This is a genomic window from Microbispora sp. CSR-4, assembly GCF_008033685.1.
Taxonomy (GTDB): Bacteria; Actinomycetota; Actinomycetes; order Streptosporangiales; family Streptosporangiaceae; genus Microbispora.
In genome coordinates, this window is record NZ_VJVX01000003.1 from 24,983 (window position 1) to 40,646 (window position 15,664).

At 71.2% G+C, this 15,664-nt stretch carries 16 protein-coding genes; 11 read left to right on the top strand and 5 right to left on the bottom strand.

Annotated features, from left to right (window positions below):
- Positions 1 to 14: 14 nt before the first annotated feature.
- The 3 genes from FLV34_RS04750 to FLV34_RS04760 form a co-directional block, all read right to left on the bottom strand.
- Positions 15 to 926, bottom strand: a complete 912-nt coding sequence (locus FLV34_RS04750; protein WP_142647470.1) for a DMT family transporter — start codon at positions 924 to 926, stop codon at positions 15 to 17.
- Between the two features lie 168 nt (positions 927 to 1,094).
- The gene (locus FLV34_RS04755) at positions 1,095 to 1,811 is read right to left on the bottom strand and encodes an ABC transporter permease (RefSeq protein WP_147942541.1); all 717 of its coding nucleotides are present in this window, start codon (positions 1,809 to 1,811) and stop codon (positions 1,095 to 1,097) included.
- A gap of 56 nt (positions 1,812 to 1,867) precedes the next feature.
- Positions 1,868 to 2,824 carry an ABC transporter ATP-binding protein gene (locus tag FLV34_RS04760; protein WP_147942471.1) on the bottom strand — a complete coding sequence of 319 codons (957 nt, stop codon included), beginning with the start codon at positions 2,822 to 2,824 and terminating at the stop codon, positions 1,868 to 1,870.
- 337 nt (positions 2,825 to 3,161) lie between these two features.
- Here FLV34_RS04760 and FLV34_RS04765 point away from each other — a divergent pair, with 337 nt between their 5' ends.
- The 11 genes from FLV34_RS04765 (at position 3,162) to FLV34_RS41300 (ending at position 13,755) form a co-directional block, all read left to right on the top strand.
- Complete coding sequence (locus tag FLV34_RS04765; protein WP_142647513.1) at positions 3,162 to 3,929, top strand: metalloregulator ArsR/SmtB family transcription factor; 768 nt, start codon at positions 3,162 to 3,164, stop codon at positions 3,927 to 3,929.
- The gene (gene sufB, locus FLV34_RS04770; RefSeq protein ID WP_312845737.1) at positions 3,902 to 5,338 is read left to right on the top strand and encodes a Fe-S cluster assembly protein SufB; all 1,437 of its coding nucleotides are present in this window, start codon (positions 3,902 to 3,904) and stop codon (positions 5,336 to 5,338) included. The genes FLV34_RS04765 and sufB overlap by 28 nt, the downstream gene beginning before the upstream one ends.
- The gene (sufD, locus tag FLV34_RS04775; RefSeq protein ID WP_142647467.1) at positions 5,338 to 6,462 is read left to right on the top strand and encodes a Fe-S cluster assembly protein SufD; all 1,125 of its coding nucleotides are present in this window, start codon (positions 5,338 to 5,340) and stop codon (positions 6,460 to 6,462) included. The genes sufB and sufD overlap by 1 nt, the downstream gene beginning before the upstream one ends.
- Positions 6,459 to 6,788 (top strand): non-heme iron oxygenase ferredoxin subunit, encoded by a 330-nt coding sequence (locus tag FLV34_RS04780; RefSeq protein ID WP_142647466.1) that lies wholly within the window; start codon positions 6,459 to 6,461, stop codon positions 6,786 to 6,788. The genes sufD and FLV34_RS04780 overlap by 4 nt, the downstream gene beginning before the upstream one ends.
- Before the next feature lie 6 nt (positions 6,789 to 6,794).
- On the top strand, positions 6,795 to 7,604 hold the full coding sequence (gene sufC / locus FLV34_RS04785) for a Fe-S cluster assembly ATPase SufC (protein ID WP_142647465.1): 810 nt from the start codon (positions 6,795 to 6,797) through the stop codon (positions 7,602 to 7,604).
- A complete protein-coding gene (locus FLV34_RS04790) occupies positions 7,604 to 8,866 on the top strand; it encodes a cysteine desulfurase (RefSeq protein WP_142647464.1) in 1,263 nt (420 codons plus the stop codon). Before sufC ends, FLV34_RS04790 begins: the two co-directional genes overlap by 1 nt.
- A 3-nt stretch (positions 8,867 to 8,869) precedes the next feature.
- A complete protein-coding gene (sufU, locus tag FLV34_RS04795) occupies positions 8,870 to 9,307 on the top strand; it encodes a Fe-S cluster assembly sulfur transfer protein SufU (RefSeq protein ID WP_139573119.1) in 438 nt (145 codons plus the stop codon).
- A gap of 100 nt (positions 9,308 to 9,407) precedes the next feature.
- Positions 9,408 to 9,764, top strand: coding sequence for a metal-sulfur cluster assembly factor (locus tag FLV34_RS04800; protein WP_221889912.1), 357 nt, complete (start codon positions 9,408 to 9,410; stop codon positions 9,762 to 9,764).
- Between the two features lie 800 nt (positions 9,765 to 10,564).
- The gene (locus FLV34_RS04805) at positions 10,565 to 12,241 is read left to right on the top strand and encodes a DEAD/DEAH box helicase (protein WP_147942542.1); all 1,677 of its coding nucleotides are present in this window, start codon (positions 10,565 to 10,567) and stop codon (positions 12,239 to 12,241) included.
- A gap of 324 nt (positions 12,242 to 12,565) precedes the next feature.
- Positions 12,566 to 13,351 carry an SDR family oxidoreductase gene (locus FLV34_RS41295; RefSeq protein ID WP_222709415.1) on the top strand — a complete coding sequence of 262 codons (786 nt, stop codon included), beginning with the start codon at positions 12,566 to 12,568 and terminating at the stop codon, positions 13,349 to 13,351.
- On the top strand, positions 13,348 to 13,755 hold the full coding sequence (locus FLV34_RS41300; protein WP_222709424.1) for an alpha/beta hydrolase: 408 nt from the start codon (positions 13,348 to 13,350) through the stop codon (positions 13,753 to 13,755). Before FLV34_RS41295 ends, FLV34_RS41300 begins: the two co-directional genes overlap by 4 nt.
- Here the strand turns inward: FLV34_RS41300 and FLV34_RS04815 are convergent.
- Together FLV34_RS04815 and FLV34_RS04820 are read right to left on the bottom strand one after the other, a co-directional pair.
- Complete coding sequence (locus FLV34_RS04815) at positions 13,718 to 14,677, bottom strand: carbohydrate ABC transporter permease (RefSeq protein ID WP_142647462.1); 960 nt, start codon at positions 14,675 to 14,677, stop codon at positions 13,718 to 13,720. The genes FLV34_RS41300 and FLV34_RS04815 overlap by 38 nt on opposite strands.
- Entirely contained in the window at positions 14,677 to 15,591 is a 915-nt protein-coding gene (locus FLV34_RS04820) for a carbohydrate ABC transporter permease (RefSeq protein ID WP_147942472.1), read from the bottom strand. The genes FLV34_RS04815 and FLV34_RS04820 overlap by 1 nt, the downstream gene beginning before the upstream one ends.
- Between the last annotated feature and the right edge of the window lie 73 nt (positions 15,592 to 15,664).

Genomic DNA, 15,664 nt, shown 5'->3' on the forward strand with positions numbered 1-15,664 from the left:
CTGAACGGTGCGGCTCAGCCGTCCCCGGCGCGGGTGGCGCCGATGGAGGCGATGACCACGCAGCCGATGGCCGCCCACTCGCGCACCTGGAGCACCTCGTGCAGGACGAGCAGGCCGACGAGCGCGGCTGCGGCGGGCTCCAGGCTCATCAGGATGCCGAAGACCCGCTTGGGCATCCGGCGCAGGGCCTCCAGCTCCAGCGAGTAGGGGATGAACGAGGAGAGCAGGCCCACCCCCGCGCCGAGCAGCAGAAGCTCGGGCCGCAGCAGCTCGCTCCCGCCTGAGCCGATCCCGATGGGCGCGACGACGATCGTGGACACGATCATGGCGAACGACAGCCCGCTCGCGCCGGGGAAGCGGGCGCCGGTGGCCGCGGAGAGCACGATGTAGGCGGCCCAGCACGTGCCCGCCAGCGCGGCGAAGCCGATCCCCACCCAGCTCGCGGTGCCCGCGTCCCCCCAGGGGGCGAGCAGGATCACGCCCGCGGCGGCCAGTCCCACCCACAGCAGGTCGAGCCGGCGGCGGGAGGACACCACGGCCAGGGTGAGCGGGCCGATGAACTCGATGGCCACCGCGATCCCGATCGGCATCCGGGCGAGTGCCTCGTAGAACGACAGGTTCATCAGGCCGAGGCTGAGCCCGAACGCGACGCCGACGGCGAGGTCGCGCCGCGACAGCCCGCGCACCTTGGGCCGGGCGACGGCCAGCAGCATGACGGCGCTGGTGGCGATGCGCAGGAAGACCACGGCCGAAGGGGACAGCTCCGCGAAGAGGTTCTTGGCCAGCCCGGCGCCCACCTGGACCGACAGGATGCCCAGCAGCACCAGTCCCGACGGCGGTATCGCGTCCGAGGCGGCCCGCAGCGCCCTGATCGGCGACGGCCTCATGCGATACGGCTCGGCTCCCGGAAGGGACTCAGCGGTCATGCCGGCAACCCCACATAAAGGCATTGATCACAACAAACGCCCGCAATCATATGCGCAGGCTGTCAGGTCGCAGGTGAGGGCCCCGGCGTCGTCACGCCACGCGACCGGTGTCACTCAAGCAGTCCGGTGTCACTCCACCAGCGACCCGTGTCATTGCCGGTGCCCGTGTCATTCCCAGCGGAAGGTGCGGGCGGCGAGGGCGAGCGCGGCCACCGTCCAGCACAGCAGCACGAGGAGCGCGCCGCCGGGGAAGCCGCCGCCGGCGCTCAGGACGGTGCGCAGGCCGGAGGTGAGCGCGCTGATCGGCAGCAGCCCCAGCACGTGCTGCACCCCCGCAGGGAACCGGTCCAGCGGGAACAGCACGCCGCCGAGCCCGAGCAGCACCAGGTAGACGAGGTTGGCCCCGGCCAGGGTGGCCTCCGCCCGCAGCGTGCCGGCCATGAGCAGGCCGAGGCCGCTGAAGGCCGCCGTGCCCAGCAGGAGGAGCGGCACGGCCCACAGCGGGTCGCCGTGCGGGGACCAGCCGAGCGCCAGCGCAACCGCGGCGATCACCACGACCTGCAGCACCTCGACGGCGACGACCGCGACGGTCTTGGCCAGCAGCAGCCCGGCCCTGGACAGCGGGGTCGCACCGAGGCGCTTCAGCACGCCGTACCTGCGTTCGAAGCCGGTGGCGATGGCCTGCCCGGTGAACGCGGTCGACATGACCGCGAGCGCGAGGATGCCGGGGGCGACGAAGTCGATGCGGGCGCCGTCGCCGACGTCCACCAGCGGGGCCGTGGAGAACCCGACGAGCAGCAGGATCGGGATGATCATCGTGAGCAGGAGCTGCTCGCCGTTGCGCAGCATGGCCCGGATCTCCGCGCCCGCCTGGGCGAGGACCATCCGGTGCAGCGGCGCGGCCCCGGGCCGCGGCGTGAGGTCCAGCGTGGCGATCGTGCTCACCGCAGCTCCCTGCCGGTCAGTTCGAGGAAGACGTCCTCCAGCGTGCGCCGCTCGATGCGCAGGTCCTCTGTGGTGACGCCCTCGGTGGCGCACCAGGCCGTGACGGTGGCGAGCAGTTGCGGGCCGACCTGCCCCTCGATGATGTAGTGCCCCGAGGGCGACTCCTTGGCGGCGCTGCCCGGCGGCAGCGCGGCCAGCAGCTCCTCCAGGTCGAGCCCGGGGCGGGCGCGGAACCTGAGCTGCCGCTCGGCGCCGGTCAGCGACTCGGGGGTGCCCGCGGCCACCACCCGGCCGTGGTCGATGACCACGATGTGGTCGGAGAGTTTCTCGGCCTCGTCCATCTGGTGGGTCGTCAGCACCACCGACACCCCGGAGGCGCGCAGCGCGGCGACCAGGTCCCAGCAGGCGTGCCGGGCCTGTGGGTCGAGACCGGCGGTCGGTTCGTCGAGGAAGACCAGCTCCGGCCGCCCGATCACCGCGGCGGCAAGCGACAGGCGCTGCTGCTGGCCGCCCGACAGCCGCCGGTACGGCGTACGCGCGTGGTCGGCCAGGCCGAGCAGATCGAGCAGGGAGCCGGGGTCGAGCGGGTGGGCGTAGAACCGGGAGACCACGCGCAGCCACTCGCCCGCGCGGGCGGCGGGAGGCACCCCTCCGCTCTGCGGCATGATCCCCAGGCGCGGCTTCAGCGCGGCGTCGGCCGGGTCCAGGCCGAGCACGCGCACGGTCCCACCGTCCGGCCGCCGGAAGCCCTCGCAGATCTCGATCGTCGAGGTCTTGCCCGCGCCGTTCGGCCCGAGGATCGCCGTGACGGCGCCCCGCGCGCAGGTGAGGGTCAGCCCGTCGACGGCCGTGGTGCTTCCGTAGCGCTTGACCAGCCCGTCGATCTCCACCGCCGGCGCGGCGCCGCCCGTGCGGCCGGCCGTGCTCTCGAACGTGCTGTCAACCCCCGGCACTCCCACCGGCCTCCCCTCGCAGGACCGACCGCCGGGCCGGCCGGATGCGGGCGGCCCTGGTCGGTCGTCGACGGCATCGAGTCTAGGGAGCGGGGAGCGCGCTCTCGTCGGCGAGTGCCGCCATTCCAGCCCGGGCGGGTAAAGGATGTGGAAAACTCACGTCGTCGCAGGTTAGGTAAGGCTTACCTGCGTGAGAAATTGCATCCCCGGCGACCTCTCCTTGGGTTTGTCGCCGGGGAAGGAATTACGGCACACTGATGTTGTGAAAAACGTGCAGGGGAAGCAGAACGCCGAGAAGGCCGTGGTGACGCGGCCTGTTCCGGCGTCCCCCGTGCACATGGACATCACCGCCGAGCGCGGCACCCGTGCCCGGGTGGCGCGGCTCATCCTGGAGCACGGCCCGGTGACGGCGGCGGCGCTCGGCGAGCGGCTCGGGCTTACTCCGGCCGCGGTGCGCCGCCATCTCGACGCGCTGCTGGCCGAGGGCATGATAGAGCCTCGTACGGCACGCCCGCGCGGCCAGCGGGGGCGCGGCAGGCCGGCGAAGATGTTCGCGATCACCGACGCGGGCCGCAGCGCCTTCGTCCACGCCTACGACGACCTCGCCGGCAGCGCGCTGCGCTTCCTGGCCGAGCGGCTCGGCGGCGAGGCGGTGTCGGAGTTCGCGCGGGCGCAGGTGTCCGGGCTGGTCGGCCGGCTTGAGGCGCTGATGCGCGAGGTCCCGGCCGAGCAGCGGGTCCGCGTGCTGGCCGAGGCGCTGTCGGCCGAGGGCTACGCGGCGTCGGCGTCCGCGACGGGCAAGGGCGGCGAGCAACTGTGCCAGCACCACTGCCCGGTGGCGCACGTCGCGGCGCAGTTCCCGCAGCTGTGCGAGGCGGAGACCGAGGCGTTCGCCCGGCTGCTGGGCACGCCGGTGCAGCGCCTGGCCACGATCGCCAACGGCGACGGGGTCTGCACCACCCACGTGAGTTCACACGCGCTGGCCGCACGGCACGCGCGTTCCGATCCGGCGGCGGCCGATTCGCCGACCGCCGGTTTATCGGCCGCCGAGCTGCCGGCCGCACATCTATCGAGCACATCGACGAGCAAGGAGTCCGGAAGGTGACTGTCACCGACCGCCCGGAGCTGGAAGGCCTCGGGAATTACAAGTTCGGCTGGGCCGACACGGACGTGGCGGGGGCCACGGCCCGCCGTGGGCTGTCCGAAGAGGTCGTCCGCAACATCTCCGCGCTCAAGAACGAGCCGGAGTGGATGCTCGACCTGCGCCTCAAGGGCCTTCGGCTGTTCGAGAAGAAGCCGCTGCCGACCTGGGGCTCCGACCTCACGGGCATCGACTTCGACAACATCAAGTACTTCGTCCGCTCGACGGAGAAGCAGGCCGCGTCCTGGGACGAGCTGCCCCCGGACATCAAGAACACCTACGACAAGCTCGGCATCCCGGAGGCGGAGAAGCAGCGCCTCATCGCCGGTGTCGCCGCCCAGTACGAGTCCGAGGTCGTCTATCACAAGATCCGTGAGGACCTCGAGGAGAAGGGCGTCATCTTCGTCGACACCGACACCGGCCTGCGCGAGCACGAGGAGCTCTTCAAGGAGTACTTCGGCACGGTGATCCCGGTGGGCGACAACAAGTTCGCCGCGCTCAACACCGCCGTGTGGTCGGGCGGCTCGTTCATCTACGTGCCGCCGAACGTGAGCGTGGAGATCCCGCTGCAGGCCTACTTCCGGATCAACACCGAGAACATGGGCCAGTTCGAGCGGACCCTGATCGTCGTGGACGAGAACTCCTACGTCCACTACGTCGAGGGTTGCACCGCGCCGATCTACTCGTCCGACTCGCTCCACTCGGCGGTCGTCGAGATCGTCGTGAAGAAGGGCGCCCGCTGTCGCTACACGACCATCCAGAACTGGTCGAACAACGTCTACAACCTGGTCACCAAGCGCGCCGTGGCGTACGAGGGCGCGACCATGGAGTGGATCGACGGCAACATCGGCTCCAAGGTCACGATGAAGTACCCGGCCGTCTACCTGATGGGCGAGCACGCCAAGGGCGAGACGCTGTCGGTCGCCTTCGCCGGCGAGGGCCAGCACCAGGACGCGGGCGCCAAGATGGTGCACCTCGCGCCCAAGACGTCCTCGACGATCATCTCCAAGTCGGTGGCGCGCGGCGGTGGCCGCACCTCCTACCGGGGCCTGGTGCAGATCGAGGAGGGCGCGGCCGGCTCGGCCTCGACCGTCAAGTGCGACGCGCTGCTGGTCGACCAGATCAGCCGGTCCGACACCTACCCGTACGTGGACGTCCGCGAGGACGACGTGTCGATGGGCCACGAGGCCACGGTCTCCAAGGTGTCGGAGGACCAGCTCTTCTACCTGATGAGCCGCGGTCTCGGCGAGGACGAGGCGATGGCGATGATCGTGCGCGGCTTCGTCGAGCCGATCGCCCGTGAGCTGCCCATGGAGTACGCCCTTGAGCTCAACCGCCTGATCGAGCTGCAGATGGAAGGAGCGGTCGGCTGATGGGCCTGGAGACCAAGCCGCTGTCGACGCTGCACGAGAAGTCGTCGTACGACGTGGCCGACTTCCCGGTGCCGACGGGCCGCGAGGAGGAGTGGCGCTTCACGCCGCTGTCGCGGCTGAAGGGGCTGCACAACGGCACGGCCGCCGTCACCGGCGGCGTCGTGGTGGACGTCGAGGCCGCGCCCGAGGTGCGCGTCGAGACCGTGGGCCGCGACGACGCCCGGCTCGGCAAGGCGTACACGCCGTCCGACCGGGTCAGCGCGCAGGCCTACTCGTCGTTCGAGAAGGCCACCGTCGTCACGGTGCCGAAGATGACGGCCGCCTCCGCGCCCACCGTGATCACCCTGCGGGGGTCCGGGGCGGGCGCCGCGGCGTACGGGCACATCCTCGTGTCGGTGGAGCCGCTGGCCGAGGCCGTGCTGGTGCTCGACCACCGCGGCAGCGCCGTCTACGCCGACAACGTCGAGTTCGACGTGGCCGAGGGCGCGACGCTCAAGGTCGTCAGCCTGCAGGACTGGGACGACGACGCCGTGCACGTCTCCCACCACCACGCCAGGCTCGGCAAGGACGCGACGTTCCGCTCGTTCGTGGTCACCCTCGGCGGCGACCTCGTACGGCTGTCGCCCTCGGTGTCGTACACCGCCCCGGGCGGCGACGCCGACCTGACCGGCCTCTACTTCGTGGACGCGGGCCAGCACCTGGAGCACCGCCTGCTGGTGGACCACAGCGTGCCCAACTGCCGCAGCAACGTGACCTACAAGGGCGCGCTGCAGGGTGAGGACGCCCACGCGGTCTGGATCGGCGACGTGATCATCAGGGCCGAGGCCGAGGGCACCGACACCTACGAGCTGAACCGCAACCTCATCCTCACCGACGGCGCCCGCGCCGACTCGGTGCCGAACCTGGAGATCCTCACCGGCGAGGTCGCGGGAGCGGGCCACGCGTCCGCCTCCGGCCGCCTCGACGACGAGCACATCTTCTACCTGCAGGCCCGCGGCATCCCGTTCGACGAGGCCCGCCGCCTGGTCATCCACGGCTTCTTCGCCCAGCTGCTGGAGAAGATCGAGGTGCCGGAGATCCGCGAGCGCGTCCTGTCGGCGGTCGAGGCGGAGCTGGCCCGATGAGCGCCGACACCGCCCACTGGGAGAAGGTCTGCCAGGTCGGAGACATCCCGGACGGCGGCGTCCTCGGCCTGGAGGTCGGGGAGACGCCGGTCGCGCTGGTGCGCACCGGCGGCGAGGTCTTCGCCCTGCACGACGTGTGCTCCCACGCCGAGGTCCGCCTCAGCGAGGGCGAGGTCTACGACCACACGCTGGAGTGCTGGCTGCACGGCTCCTGCTTCGACCTGCGCACCGGCAAGCCCACCGGGCCGCCGGCGACCAGGCCCGTCAACGTCTACCGAGTCAAGATCGAAGGCGACGACGTGTACGTCTCGCTCTCGAAGGAGTAAATACAAGTGTCCACCCTTGAGATTCGTGACCTGCACGTCGCCGTGGGCGACAAGGAGATCCTGCGCGGCGTCGACCTGACGGTCCGCAGCGGCGAGACGCACGCCATCATGGGCCCGAACGGCTCGGGCAAGTCCACGCTGGCGTACGCCATCGCGGGGCACCCCAAGTACACCGTCACCTCCGGTTCCGTGCTGCTCGACGGCGAGGACCTGCTGGCGATGTCGGTGGACGAGCGCGCCCGCGCCGGCCTGTTCCTCGCCATGCAGTACCCCGTCGAGGTGCCCGGCGTCAGCGTGTCGAACTTCCTGCGCTCGGCGATCACCGCGGTCCGCGGCGAGGCGCCCAAGCTGCGCGAGTTCGCCAAGGAGCTGAAGGCGGGCATGGACGCGCTGTCCATCGACCCGGCCTTCGCCCAGCGCAACACCAACGAGGGCTTCTCCGGCGGCGAGAAGAAGCGCCACGAGATCCTCCAGCTCGAGCTGCTCAAGCCGAAGATCGCGGTGCTCGACGAGACCGACTCCGGCCTCGACGTCGACGCCCTGCGCGTCGTGTCCGAGGGCATCAACCGTTTCCGGGGTCTGGGGTCGTCCCCAGGGGAGCACAGCCGTGGCTCCGGCGACACCGGCGTGCTGCTGATCACCCACTACACCCGCATCCTGCGCTACGTGAAGCCGGACTTCGTCCACGTCTTCGCCGGCGGGCGCGTGGTGGAGGAGGGCGGACCCGAGCTCGCCGACAAGCTGGAGAACGAGGGCTACGAGGCATACGTGCGGGACGCGCGAAAGGCTGACACGACCTCGAAGGCGTCCGCCTGATGAGTGCGCCCGGCTTCGACGTGGAGAGGATCAGGAAGGACTTCCCGGTCCTCGGCCGCGAACTTCCCGGAGGCAGGTCGCTGGTCTACCTCGACTCCGGCAACTCCTCGCAGAAGCCGACTCAGGTGGTCGAGACCATGCGCGACCACCTGACCTGGCACTACGGCAACGTCGGCCGGGCGCTGCACGTGCTGGGCAGCGAGTCGACCGAGGCGTACGAGGCCGCGCGTGACAAGATCGCCGCGTTCGTCAAGGCCCCGTCGCGTGACGAGATCGTCTTCACCAAGAACGCCTCCGAGGCCCTCAACCTCGTGGCGTACGCCTTCGGCAACCCCGTCGGCGAGGACGAGCGGTTCCGGATCGGCCCCGGCGACGAGATCGTCATCTCGGAGATGGAGCACCACTCCAACATCGTGCCGTGGCAGCTGCTCGCGCAGCGGACCGGCGCGACGCTGCGCTGGTTCCCGGTGACCGACGAGGGCCGCCTCGACATCGAGGGCCTGGACGAGCTGGTCACCGAGCGCACGAAGATCGTCTCGATCACGCACCAGTCGAACGTGCTCGGCACGGTCAACTCGGTCTCGCCGATCCTGGCCCGCGCGCGCGAGGTCGGCGCGCTGATGATGCTCGACGCGTCGCAGTCGGTGCCCCACCAGCCCGTGGACGTGACCGAGCTCGGCGTCGACTTCGTCGCGTTCACCGGCCACAAGATGGTCGGGCCGTCCGGCATCGGCGTGCTGTGGGGCCGGCGCGAGCTGCTCGACGCCATGCCGCCGTTCCTCGGCGGTGGCGAGATGATCGAGGCGGTCTGGATGGACCACTCGACGTACGCGCCGGTGCCGCACAAGTTCGAGGCCGGGACGCCGCCCATCGTCGAGGCGATCGGCCTCGGCGCCGCGGTCGACTACCTGACCGCGGTCGGCATGGACGAGATCAAGGCGCACGAGAAGGCCCTGGTCGCGTACGCGCTGGAGGCGCTGCCGGAGGTTCCGGGGCTGAGGATCATCGGCCCGCGCACGCCCATCGCGCGCGGCGGCACGATCTCGTTCACCCTGGAGGGCATCCACCCGCACGACGTGGGGCAGATCCTCGACGACGTGTACGGGATCGCGGTGCGGGTAGGCCACCACTGCGCCCGGCCGTTGCATCTCAGGTTCGGAATTCCGGCGACCACGCGGGCGTCTTTCTACCTGTACAACACGACGGCCGAGATCGACGCACTGGTCCGCGGCCTCCACCACGTGCAGAAGGTGTTCGGCTGAGCCATGATCGGTGAATCCATGTACCAGGAGCTGATCCTGGAGCACTACAAGCATCCCCAGGGGCGGGGCCTGCGCGACCCGTACGACGCGGAGGTGCACCACGTCAACCCGACCTGCGGCGACGAGGTGACGCTGCGGGTGAAGGTGGCCGACGGCGGCAAGGTGCTCGACGTGTCCTATGACGGCCAGGGCTGCTCCATCAGCCAGGCCGCGGCCTCGGTGCTGCACGAGCTCGCGACCGGCTCCACGGTGGAGGAGTCGCTGTCGGTGGTCGAGGAGTTCACCCGGCTCATGCAGGGCAGGGGCCAGGTGGAGCCCGACGAGGACGTGCTGGGCGACGCGGTGGCGTTCGCCGGTGTGGCGAAGTTCCCCGCCCGCGTCAAGTGCGCGCTGCTGGCCTGGATGGCCTACAAGGACGCGCTGATGAGGAGCCAGGGATGACCGGCCGCCCCGGCCGCGTTGGGAAGTACGGCGCCGCGCCGCGGGCGCCGCGAGGTGAGGAGACGACGTGAGCAAGCCGACCGAGACCCCGACGGGCACCGTGACCGAGACGCCGACCGGCGACTACGACGGGGAGACCTCCCTCGACGACGTGCTCGAGGCGCTGAAGGACGTGGTGGACCCCGAACTGGGGATCAACGTGGTGGACCTCGGCCTCGTCTACGGCGTCAATCTCGACCCGGCCGGCGAGGGCGAGCGTCCCATCGCCACCATCGACATGACGCTGACCAGCGCCGCCTGCCCGCTGACCGACGTGATCGAGGACCAGGCCAACTCGGCGCTCGCCGACCTGGTCTCCAACGTGGTCATCAACTGGGTCTGGCTGCCGCCGTGGGGCCCCGACAAGATCACCGACGAGGGCCGCGACCAGCTTCGCATGCTCGGTTTCAACGTCTGACCGGCCCGGACCTGATCCGGTCCTGTCCCCCGTGTGTCCGGGGCCGCGCGCCCCGGACACAGGCGTTCCGCCGGTCGGCTCCCACGGGTTCAGACCCGGCGCTCGCGAAGCGGTGCCGGCGATGTGACGCGGCGGTGGGGTGCGGTGCGGTGCCGGCGATGCGACGCTCACGGTCCCGCGCTGTGCGGCCCTGTGCGGTCCGGCGCGGCGCGGCGCCGGCGATGCGACGCTCACGGTCCCGCGCTGTGCGGTCCGGCGCGGCGCGGTGCGGTGCCCGCGAAGTGACGCGGCGGTGCGGTGGGATGCGGTGCCTGTGACGCTGTGCCTGTGACGCTGTGCCCATAACGCGGCGCTCGCGGTGAGGCGCGGTGCGGCCCATGCCGCGGCGCCTGCGACACGGCGCCTGCGACACGGCGTCCTGACAGGGCGCCTCGACACGGTGCCCGTGACGCTGTTGGCCCTGACACTGCGTCGACACTGCGTCCATGACGCGGCGCGCCCCGGCCTTCGTCCGGCCGCGGAATCGCCGCCGCGGCGCGGGAATGCCGTAGAGTTGTTATTCGCTTTGCTTTGTGCGACGTGAGTGTCGGGCGTCCGTGGGATGCCGCCACCCGGCGGTCTCCACTTCTGCGGGACGCGCTCACGGCATCACCCGGGCGCGGGCCACGACATCTTCCGGCCTCCGGCGCCCCGATTGGTACGGCTCGCTTGCCGTACGTGTACCGGCTCGTCCTTTCGCAGAAGTGACGCGCCCACGTGTTCCGGCACGTTCTTTCTACGAAAGGCACGATTTCGTGACCATGCTTGACCTCGGTGAGGGCACCGAGACCCGCGCCGAGTTCGCACTGCTGGGTCTGCCCAAGCCGCTCGTGGCGGGGCTGGCCCGGCAGGGCATCACCGAGCCGTTCCCGATCCAGCGGGCGGCCATTCCCGACATCCTCGCCGGCTACGACGTCCTCGGCCGGGGCCAGACCGGCTCCGGCAAGACGCTCGCCTTCGGCCTGCCGACCCTGGCCAGGATCGCGGGGGAGAAGGCCCGCCCCGGCCACCCCCGGGCCCTCGTCCTGGTGCCCACCCGCGAACTGGCCCTGCAGGTGGCCGACACCCTCGAACCGCTCGGCCGCGGGCTGTCGCTGCGCACCCGCACGGTCGTCGGCGGCATGTCCATGGGCCGCCAGATCGACGATCTGCGCCGTGGGGTCGACGTCGTCGTCGCCACGCCCGGCCGTCTCACCGACCTCATCGAGCAGGGCGAGTGCACGCTGGACGACGTCCAGGTCACCGTGCTCGACGAGGCCGACCACATGTGCGACCTCGGGTTCCTGCCCGTGGTCAGCGCGCTGCTCGCGCGCACGCCGGCCGACGGGCAGCGCCTGCTGTTCTCCGCGACGCTCGACGGCGACGTGGACACGCTGGTCACGCGCTTCCTGACCGACCCCGTGGTCCACTCCCTCGACCCGGCCACCTCCTCGGTGGAGACGATGGAGCACCACCTGCTCCAGGTGCACCGTGATGACAAGGTGGACGTGACGGCGGAGATCGCCAACCGGGACGGCCGTACGATCCTGTTCGTCCGCACCCAGCACGGCGTGGACCGCGTCGTGAAGCAGCTCGCCCGGTCGGGCGTCCGCGCGGGCGGCCTGCACGGCGGCAAGCGGCAGAACCAGCGCACCCGCATCCTCGACGGGTTCCGCGAGGGCACGATCGGGGTGCTCGTGTGCACCGACGTCGCCGCCCGCGGCATCCACGTGGACGACGTGAGCCTCGTGCTGCACGTCGACCCGCCGGCCGATCACAAGAGCTACCTGCACCGCGGCGGCCGTACGGCCCGCGCGGGCGAGCGCGGCGTGGTGCTGACGCTGGTCCTGCCGAGCGAGCGCCGCGCCGCCGAGTCGATGACCCGCAAGGCGGGGGTGACCCCGTCCCGTCACCGCGTGACGCCGGGTGACCCGATCCTGGCCGAGATCGCCGGGGCCCGGCGGCCGAGCGGCGAGGCCGTTCCGGTGTGGGAGCCCGACGTGCGCAGGCCGCTGCGGCCCGCGCGGGACGACCGGGGGCCCGGCCGGCGGCGGCACGGCGGCGACCGTTTTCGCGGCGCCGACCGCCCGGGTGACGGGGACGGGCGGCGCAGGCGGTCCGACCAGGGCGAGCGGTCTCGCGGTCCCCGCACCGGCGATGGCTGGGCCGACGGCCGCAGCGAGTCGCGCGGCGGCCACCACCGTGGCCGTACGGGTGGACACGGCGGCCAGTCCGGGCACGCCCAGTCCGGGCACGCCCAGTCCGGCTACAGCGGTCAGGGCGCGTACGGCGGTCAGGGCGGCCAAGGGGGTTACGGCGGCCAGGGCGGCCAGAGCGGTCAGGGTGGACGCGGAGGCTACGGCGGTTACGGCGGCGGCCAGGGCGGACGCGGGGGCTATGGCGGCGACGCCGGCCGTGGCGGACGCCGGGGCCGCGGTGGCCGCTTCACCGGCCGCTGAACCCTCATCACGATGCTGACCTCATCACGATGCTGACCTCATCACGATGCTGAACTGAACACCGCACCTCCACCGGGCCGTCCCTATGGGCGGCCCGGTGGCGTATGGGGGCGGTGTTGACACAAACTATGTAGACCGGTCTAGTCTTCTCCCATGATCGGAACCGGCGGAGCCGAGACCGGCCCACGGCGGGCCTTCCACGACGACCGCCCATCCCCGGACGACCGCCTATCGCCGGACGACCGCCTATCGCCGGAAGATCGCGCGGCCCCGACAGACCGTGCAGCCTCGGACGGCGAGGCGGCCCGGGCAGGGCGTGCTGAGGTGCCGTCGCCCGGGGACCGGCACGCGCTGGTCCTGAAAGCGACCGGCTTCGTCGGACGCCACCTGGTCCTCGCGCTCGGTCATGCCGGAGTCCGTGTGAGCACGGCGAACCGGCGCCGCGCGTCCTTCGGGCGGCTCGCCCGCTGGCCGGCCGAGCACGGGCATGACGAGGCCCCGGCCGACCTCCGGGTCGATCTCACCCAGCCGTTGCTGCCGGCAGGGGAGCTTGACGACGTCACCGAGGTCTACAACTGCGCCGGCGCCTACCGGTTCGGCATGCAGGCGGACGAGGCCCGCCGTGCCGACGTCGACAGCGTCCGCTCGGTCGTCGCCTTCGCGGCTCGGCTGCCGCGGCTGCGCCGCCTCGTCCACGTCTCCGGCTATCGCGTGGGCGGGCAGGACCCCCGTCCCTGGAGCGAGGAGCGGCGGCGGGAGACCTACCGGGCCCTGGGCGCGTACGAGGCGTCCAAGGTGAAGGCGGACGCCGTCTTCCGGTTCGAGGCGGAGCGGCTGGGCGTTCCCTGGTCGGTCGTCAATCCGGCCAGCGTGATCGGCGACAGCGTCACGGGCGAGGCCGGCCAGTATCTCGGGCTCGCGTCGACCCTGCGCGACCTCTGGTGGGGAGGTCTCCCCGTGGTGCCGGGGAACGCGCGGACGTTCGAGCTCGGCGAGCCGGGCGCGCCCACGGTGGTGCTGCGGGCCTGCCGGTCAACGCCGACACCTGGGCGCCGGTCGTCACGGCTCTGGGCGAAGCCCGCGCGGCCGACCTGCCGTGCCTGGGGATGAGCGAGGGAGACCGCGACGACTGGCCGTCCTGGCTCGCCGCTCTCGTCACCAAGACCGGCGCGCGTCACCTCGTCGGTCACTCGATCGGTGCCGCGGCGGCGGTGGAGGCCGCGGCCGCCCATCCGGACGCGGTGGAACGGCTCACGCTGGTGGCCCCGTTCTTCCTCCAGGCGCGCTCGGCGTCCGTACCCCGGCTCCTGGCCCGCTGGTATCTCGGCCGGGTCTCCGCCCGGGCGCTGGCCGAGCGGCTCCCGCGGGCCGAGGTGACGGTGATCCCGGACGCGGGGCATCACCCCCGGCTGACGCACCCGGAGGAGGTCGCCCACGCCGTGGCGGGGGACACGCCTCCCCGGGTGCGTGAGCCGTTCAGCCCTTCAGGCCGCTCAGCACGATCCCGCGGGTGAAGTAACGCTGGAAGGCGAGGAAGAAGGCGATCGACGGCAGGGAGGCGAGCAGGCCGCCCGCCATGATCGCTCCCTGGTTCTGCGCGCCGGTGAAATAGGAGTTCAAGCGGGCGAGCGCGACCGGGATGTTGGCCATCTCGTCGCTCTGCACGATGATCAGCGGCCAGAGGAAGTTGTTCCACTCCGCGAGCACGATGAAGATCGACATCGCGGCGAGGGCCGGGCGCAGCAGCGGCAGCACGACCTGCCACCAGATGCGCCACTCCCCGGCGCCGTCGACCCGGGCGGCCTGGATGAGCTCGTCCGGGATCGAGTGGAGGAACTGCACCAGGAAGAACAGCACGAACGCCTTGGCCAGCGCCGGGATGATGTAGCCCTGGTAGGTGTCCAGCCAGCCCAGGTTGCGCATGATGACGTAGTTGGGCACCAGGGTGGTCTGCCAGGGCACCATCATCGAGGCGACGATCAGCAGGAAGATCAGCCGCCGTCCCGGCACCCGGTGCTTGGTGATCACGTACGCCGCCAGCGAGGCGATCAGCAGCGACACGACGGTGATCGTGACAGTGATCACCAGGCTGTTGAACATGAAGCGGCCGAATCCGAAGTCCACCTGGAACCGCTGGAAGATGCCCTGCAGGTGGCCCGGGTTGACCTGGGTGGGGGAGTAGCCGGGGTCGTAGAAGTTGTTCAGCGTGGGGTGCTCGGGCACGAACGACGGCGGCTGTTTGTCGATCTCGGTCACCGGCTTGAACACCGTGATCAGCATCCAGTAGAACGGCGCGATCATGGTGAGCGACAGCAGGTAGAACGGCAGGCGCAGCAGGTGGCCGCGCCAGGTGGTGCGCGACCTCCCGGCGGGCGCCCGCCGGGGTGCGGCGGCCGGGCCGGCGACGATCGGCGTGGTCGTGGGGGCGACGGCCATCACAGCTCCTTGAGGGCGCGGCCGATGCGGAGGTTGACCATGCTGAGGGCGAAGATGATCAGGAAGAGCACCCAGGCGATGGCCGAGGCGTAGCCGAGCTTGAAGTGCGTGAAGCCCTGGTCGTAGAGGTAGGGCACGATCATCAGGCCCGAGTCGAGCACGCCGCCGATGTTGTTGGTGCCCCGGAACACGATGTAGACGGCTTCAAAGACCTGGAAGGCCCCGATGAGCCCGGTCACGACCACATACGTGGTGACCGGGCGCAGCAGCGGCAGCGTCACCCGGCGGAACTGCTGCCAGGCGCCGGCGCCGTCGATGCGGGCCGCCTCGTAGTACTCCTGCGGGATCGTGTTGAGCCCGGCGACGTACAGGACCATGCCGTAGCCCATCCCGCCCCACACCGACATGAGCACGAGGATGGGGATCGTGAGCCCGGGGGTGGCGAGCCATTCGACGGCCCTGCCGCCGAACCAGGTGACGACGGTGTTGGCCAGGCCGAAGTCACCCGGGTTGAAGATCCACTTCCAGAGCAGCATGAGCGCGATCGACGACGTCACCGAGGGCAGGAAGAAGATCGTCCGCATGATGCGGTGCGGCCAGCTCGACCCGCTGAAGGCCAGTGCGAGGCCGAGCGACAGCAGCGTGCCGATCCCGACGGACGCCACGACGTAGATGAAGGTGTTGCCGAGGGCGTGCCGGAACCGGTCGTCGTCGAACAGCAGGCGCCGGAAGTTCTCCAGCCCCTCGAACCGCGGGGCGTTCACCCCGTCGAACGTCGTGAGGCTGAGGTAGAGCGAGTTGGCCAGCGGCCAGACCAGGAAGCCGGCGAACAGGCCGAGGAACGGCAGCAGCATCAGATAGGAGGTGCCGTAGCGGCGCCACCGTTGCGGGGGCGCGGCGGCGTGGGTTGCCATGTCGTTTCTCCATCCGGGGGGAAACCGTGGGCGGACCCGGGCCGGTGCGGGGTCGGGCGGCACCGGCCCGGGC